The sequence below is a fragment of the Mesorhizobium sp. M5C.F.Ca.IN.020.32.2.1 genome, from assembly GCF_004023105.1.
In the GTDB taxonomy this organism is placed as follows: domain Bacteria; phylum Pseudomonadota; class Alphaproteobacteria; order Rhizobiales; family Rhizobiaceae; genus Mesorhizobium; species Mesorhizobium wenxiniae.
Window position 1 is genome coordinate 1 of record NZ_RZSX01000414.1, and the last position, 5,416, is coordinate 5,416.

At 60.5% G+C, this 5,416-nt stretch carries 6 protein-coding genes; 4 read left to right on the forward strand and 2 right to left on the reverse strand.

All coding sequences use genetic code 11. From position 1 onward, the window contains the following. The 3 genes from EOA86_RS20310 to EOA86_RS20320 all read left to right on the forward strand — a co-directional run. A partial coding sequence (locus tag EOA86_RS20310) for an ABC transporter ATP-binding protein (RefSeq protein WP_164891854.1) occupies nucleotides 1-633 on the forward strand: 633 nt, incomplete at its 5' end. A gap of 304 nt (nucleotides 634-937) precedes the next feature. Beyond that, nucleotides 938-1,387 (forward strand): cyclic nucleotide-binding domain-containing protein, encoded by a 450-nt coding sequence (locus EOA86_RS20315; protein ID WP_127208217.1) that lies wholly within the window; start codon nucleotides 938-940, stop codon nucleotides 1,385-1,387. A gap of 133 nt (nucleotides 1,388-1,520) precedes the next feature. Continuing rightward, on the forward strand, nucleotides 1,521-2,375 hold the full coding sequence (locus EOA86_RS20320; protein WP_127208218.1) for an MBL fold metallo-hydrolase: 855 nt from the start codon (nucleotides 1,521-1,523) through the stop codon (nucleotides 2,373-2,375). A gap of 1 nt (nucleotide 2,376) precedes the next feature. Here the strand turns inward: EOA86_RS20320 and EOA86_RS20325 are convergent, their stop codons facing one another. Together EOA86_RS20325 and EOA86_RS20330 are read right to left on the reverse strand one after the other, a co-directional pair. Then, on the reverse strand, nucleotides 2,377-3,141 hold the full coding sequence (locus EOA86_RS20325) for a polysaccharide deacetylase family protein (protein ID WP_128343275.1): 765 nt from the start codon (nucleotides 3,139-3,141) through the stop codon (nucleotides 2,377-2,379). Further along, a complete protein-coding gene (locus tag EOA86_RS20330) occupies nucleotides 3,138-4,226 on the reverse strand; it encodes a glycosyltransferase family 4 protein (RefSeq protein ID WP_128343277.1) in 1,089 nt (362 codons plus the stop codon). The genes EOA86_RS20325 and EOA86_RS20330 overlap by 4 nt, the downstream gene beginning before the upstream one ends. 92 nt (nucleotides 4,227-4,318) lie before the next feature. Between EOA86_RS20330 and EOA86_RS20335 the strand changes: the two genes are divergently transcribed. Next, nucleotides 4,319-5,416: DUF3095 domain-containing protein (locus EOA86_RS20335; RefSeq protein ID WP_245497327.1), on the forward strand; the 1,098-nt coding region annotated here is incomplete at its 3' end.

The window sequence follows — 5,416 nt, forward strand, 5'->3', positions numbered from 1 at the left end:
ACCTTGAGCTTTGCCTATATCGAGCCCCGGCACCGCTTCGGACTGCTGAGCGATGAGCTGATGAGCAAGATCGTCGCTGCACGCAACCGGTTCTATGAAAACCTGCCGCCCGAGCTGCAAAATGCGATCGAACGGTATGATCCTGCCAAATACATTGCCGCGGCCACCGTCATGGATAATGTCCTGTTCGGGCGTGTGGGCAACAACCATCCTGACGCGCCGGACCGCATACGCTCCATCGTCTATGACATTCTTGACGAACTTGGGCTTTATGCCGAACTTCTGGATGTCGGCCTGGACTTCAATGTCGGCTCCGGCGGCAGGCGGCTGACCGGTGGACAGCGACAGAAGCTCGATGTTGCCCGGGCCCTGCTCAAGCGTCCTGATTTTCTCATTCTCAACCGGCCGCTGTCGGCGCTCGACCAGCGCATGCAGGATAAGGTGCTGCGAAACGTGCTCGAGGATGCCAGGCGCGACGGCCATTCGCCGGCAATTGTGTGGGTCGTGACGAATCCGGCGATGGGGATGATGTTCGATCGCGTTATCGTCTTCGACTCGGGCAAATTGGTGGAAGACGGAACACCCGAGACACTTTTGGCAGGGAACGGTATATTCAAGGAACTGCTGTCATAGAGCAACGGACATTCAGATGGGATCATTCTGCCGGTGCGAATTTGATGCAAGATCAAGGCATTCGGCAAAGGGCGTAGCGGGACTGCATCGGCGCCGAAAACCGAAGGATTTGCCGCAAATTCACCCGGCTCTTCGGGTTCCGGCTGGCGAAGCCCATTTTGTCAGGCGGCATCGCCCGATCGCCCGACATCGGGCTTGCCACCTTTCGCGTGGTTCGTCTCGCCATCCCGGAAACAGAATTGATTCCATCTGGGCGACCGTTGCTCTAGTCTGGCACACGCGAATTTTGAGAAGGTTTGCGACAATGCTGCTCAAGGACGAAGTTGGAATGCTGCAACGCGTTCCCTTGTTCTCTGCCATCGAGCCGACAAAGCTCAAGCTGCTTGCGTTCACATCCGATCGTGTGAGCTACAGTGCCGGCCAGATCGTTTTCCGGCAGGGCGACGAGGGAGACGCCGCCTATGTCATCCTTTCAGGCAGGGCGGATATCCTGGTCGATTCCGACAGCGGACCGATAAAAGTTGCCGAACTGGAGCCAAATTCGATTGTTGGCGAGATCGCCATATTGTGCAACAGCTCCCGTACGGCCACCGTCAGAGCGGCAAGTCCGCTGGAAGCGTTGAGAATCAGCAAGGATCATTTCCTGAGGCTTATGAAGGAGTTCCCGGAAATGACCATCGAGATATTGCGGGTTCTTGCCGATCGCCTAAGCCATACGACCGCGGATCTGATCGATGCACGAAGCGCCAAATAACGGATGACGTCCGCTCGATCCTCGCCGTCGTGATGGCACCGGCCTCTTGCTGAGAAGGTCACCCGGGAGAACCTGTCTCGCCTAGCAGCAGTTGTTTGGCTACGATGGGCGATGGGGACTGCGAAGGGGTAGCATGGACGACGACGTTTTCCTGGTCAGGTTTTGGGGCGTGCGCGGCAGCATTTCGGTATCGGGGCCAGAATTCTCTCGCTATGGCGGCAACACAATCTGCATTGAGATGCGATGCGGTAAGCATACGCTTCTATTCGACGCAGGCTCTGGCCTACGACCTGCCGGCGGGGCGCTTCAGGCTCTGGGCGTGACCGATTTCGACCTGCTTTTCACCCATTGCCATTACGATCACATCATCGGGTTGCCGTCTTTTGCGCCGATCTATGACCAGAGCGTTAAGGTTACGCTTTGGTCCGGGCATCTTGCAGGACACATGACGACCCGGCAGATGGTCGATAAGTTCATGCGGCCGCCGTGGTTTCCGATGAAACTGGAGTTCTGCAAGGCAAGGCTCGACTATCGCGATTTCGTGTCCGGAGACGTGCTTCGGCCGCGCGAAGGGGTGGTGGTCCGAACCGGCAGTCTTACCCATCCGGGCGGCTGCATAGGCTACCGGGTCGAATGGGGCGGCCGCGTCGTGGCGGTGATAACAGACACTGAGCACGAGCCGGACAAACTCGATCAGGCGGTGCTCGGCCTGATCGAAGATGCCGACCTCGTCATTTACGATTGCACCTACACCGAGGAGGAAATGGAACGCCGCCGCGGTTACGGGCACTCGACATGGCAACAGGGCGCCAAGCTCTGTGAGGCGGCCGGTGCGCGCGGGCTTGCGCTGTTTCACCACGATCCGACACGCACCGACGAGGAACTGGACGAGATCGAGAAACTGGCCAAAGACAGGTTTGCCGGCGCTTTTGCCGCGCGGGATGGCCAGACGCTCACATTTCCAGTCTCATTGCACAAAAAGCGCTGAGCTATTTTCCTCTACCGGCGCTGCGCCCGATCAGTGTCCTGATCGGAAGCCATGCGCAGGCTTCAGTCTGTGCTGTGACTGTGAACAGCCGTTCGAGGAAAAGCCAGGCCGATTCATCATGTACGAGATGGTGGGTGAGCAGGCCGACCGGTTCGCCGCCGTCGAATGCACGCTGCAATTGCGCGATGATAGCCTGAACCAATGAGCCATGATCGCGGCAGCCGCGCGTGCCATGCCAATCCATGATGTCGACATTGCTGTTGATGACCGCCAGTGAAGCCGGCTTCGGCGGCCCATAGACCGACAATGCCGCAAATCCTATCGATCCAAGGTCGGATACCAAGCCGGCGTCGATCCTGTTCCAGGGTGGCACCAGCATCGGAACGGCACGTGCGCCGTGCAGGCCGGTTACGTGCGACAGCCCGCGAGCCAGATCATCGAGCACCACCTCGCGTGGCCGATGCGCGCCGAGCTCCTGCTTTTTCTGGTCCTCGGGCGCATGATTTCGGTGCGTCCAACCATGGATGGCGACCGTGGCATGCGGCGCCTCGTCAAGCCGGGCGACAAGCTTCTCACCAGTCAGGGCCGGAATGACGGCCAGAGTGACCGGAACCGCGAATTCACCGGTGAGGTCGAGCAGCCGATCAAGCGCCGGCGTCGGCTCCACGGCGTCATCGTCACGCAGCCAGAACTCTGCCTTACGGTCCGCCCGTTGCCGGCACGCCAGTTCTTCCACCAAGGGCTGCCAGATCTGATCGGATGTCATGAAACCGGGATCCTCGCAAGAAGTTCGCCCAGACGCGCCGCTGCAACACCGAGGGAGCGTTCTTCGAGGATGAAACGTCTGGCTTCCGCGGCCATGATGGTTCTTTCGTCGTTACGGGCCAGAAGCCTTTCAATGGCAGAAGCGAACGCCGCCACATCGCCCGCCGGGGTGAGAAACCCGGTCTGGCCATCCCGCACGACCTCCGGCACGCCGGCGATGTCCTGAGCCACCACCGGAAGACCGGCGGCCTGTGCTTCAAGATAGGCAACACCATAGGCCTCGCCGTAACCCGGCCAGACGTAAATTCCCCCACCGTAGAGGACGTCCGGCACGGCGGCTGGCTCAATCGCGCCAAGCCATTCGATACGGTCGGCGGGCAAGCCGGCGAATTGCGCTTTGATCTCGTCACGGGCAGGCCCATCCCCGACCACCGACATGGTCCAGGGCAGGTGGCCGATCGGACCGAGCGCCTGCGCCAGCATGCGATAGCTTTCGACTTTGTCGCCCGGGCGCATCATGGCGACGGTAACGAGGCGCGTCGGACAACCCCTTGCCGGCATTTCCCGAAATTCCGATGTGTCGATGAAGGGCGAAAGCATACCGAGAGCGGCGTCGGGAATCGCATCCATCAGTCCATGACGATCCCTTTGCGTGAAGCAGATGTTCAGCGCTGCCTGTTCGACGGCTCGCGCCACCAACGCTTGGGTATCGCCCCACAAACCGACGTTGCGCCGCCTCGAAAAGGAGGCTTCCGCTGTCACATAGGGGATAGCAAAGGCCGACGCCAGCTCGGGTCCGATCAGGTCGGGCGCCTTGTAATAGGGATGATAGGAGAACCAGAGATCGGGCTTGCCGTCACGATCCCAAAGCCTTGTCAGCCGCGCGGCTTCCTCTCGGGCCTCGATCTTGAGCGCAGCGAAACTTTTCGACTCCGGTTCGCGTAGATAGAAGCGCAATTCGGATACTAGTTCGACGCTATGCCCTCCATGCTCCAGCGCCTTGACCAGCATCCGTGCCATCTGGCGGTCGCCGGAGGCAACGGGATGATTGGGCGACTTCAGCGGCGCGTAGAAGGCAATTCGCATCGCCGGACCCTATCATCGGAATGCCTGTGCAAGTCAATTTCGAAGCATGATCGACTTCACCCTCAAGCAGTGGAATGTGCTATCTGATGCTCATGGAAACAGCTGCCGCGTCCGACCCGTTTGTCGCTTCCTTGCCGGTCTTCGCAAAGTTCGAAAGCGTTGCCGATATCGATAACTATCGGCCTCTCCCGGATGGCTGGGCGCTGGCCACCGCCGACATCGTCGGCTCGACCAAGGCGATCGGGGCTGGGCGCTATAAAACCGTCAATATGGCCGGCGCCAGCGTCATTTCGGCGCTGCTCAATGCGCTGGGTCGGCAAGATCTTCCCTTTGTCTTCGGCGGCGACGGCGCGCTCGTGGCGTTTCCCGGCTCGGCGCTGGAGATCACCCGCAACGCGCTGGCGGTTGTCCAGAGATGGGTGGCGGACGAACTGGACCTGACCTTGCGAGCCGCAATCGTGCCGATAAAGGATATAAGAGCGCAAGGCCTCGACGTTCGCGTGGCGAGGTTCCGGGCCTCCGAAGCGGTCTTCTATGCCATGTTCGCCGGCGGTGGCGGCAGTTGGGCGGAAGCCGAGATGAAAGCGGGGCGCTACCGCATCGATCCTGCGCCAGCCGGCGCGCGGCCGGATCTGACCGGCCTCTCCTGCCGCTGGGACCCGATCGAAGCCCGGCATGGCGAAATCGTCTCGATCATAGCCATACCGGGGGCGTCGCGCGACTTGCGCGGTTTTCAGTTTCTGGCTTCCGACATCATCGCTCTTGCCGGCAGGCAGGAACGCGATGGCCACCCGGTGCCGGTGAACGGGCCGGGCTTCAGTTTTCCGCCCGCCGGCCTCGATATCGAGGCGCGGGCCATGGCGCCGGCAGGATGGCGATGGCTGTCGAAGCTGTGGATATTGTTTCTGATGACGCTTACGGCTGTCACCGACAGATATGGCTGGACGATCGGCAGCTTCGATCCGAAGGTCTACAAACGCGACGTGGCCAGCAATTCGGATTTCCGGAAGTTCGACGACGGCTTGAAGATGACCATCGACGTTGACGCGGATGTGTTGCAACGGATCGAGGACCGGCTGAGACAGGCGGAAGAGGCGGGCATCTGCAACTATGGCCTGCACCGCCAGAAATCGGCCTTGATGACATGCCTGGTCGCCTCGCCGCTGCAGCGCGATCACGTTCATTTCATC

Excerpts from the sequence above, each read along its gene's own strand:
- EOA86_RS20315 (WP_127208217.1), top strand. The coding sequence starts at position 938 with ATGCTGCTCAAGGACGAAGTTGGAATGCTGCAACGCGTTCCCTTGTTC.
- EOA86_RS20320 (WP_127208218.1), top strand. The coding sequence starts at position 1,521 with ATGGACGACGACGTTTTCCTGGTCAGGTTTTGGGGCGTGCGCGGCAGC.
- EOA86_RS20325 (WP_128343275.1), bottom strand. The coding sequence starts at position 3,141 with ATGACATCCGATCAGATCTGGCAGCCCTTGGTGGAAGAACTGGCGTGC.
- EOA86_RS20330 (WP_128343277.1), bottom strand. The coding sequence starts at position 4,226 with ATGCGAATTGCCTTCTACGCGCCGCTGAAGTCGCCCAATCATCCCGTT.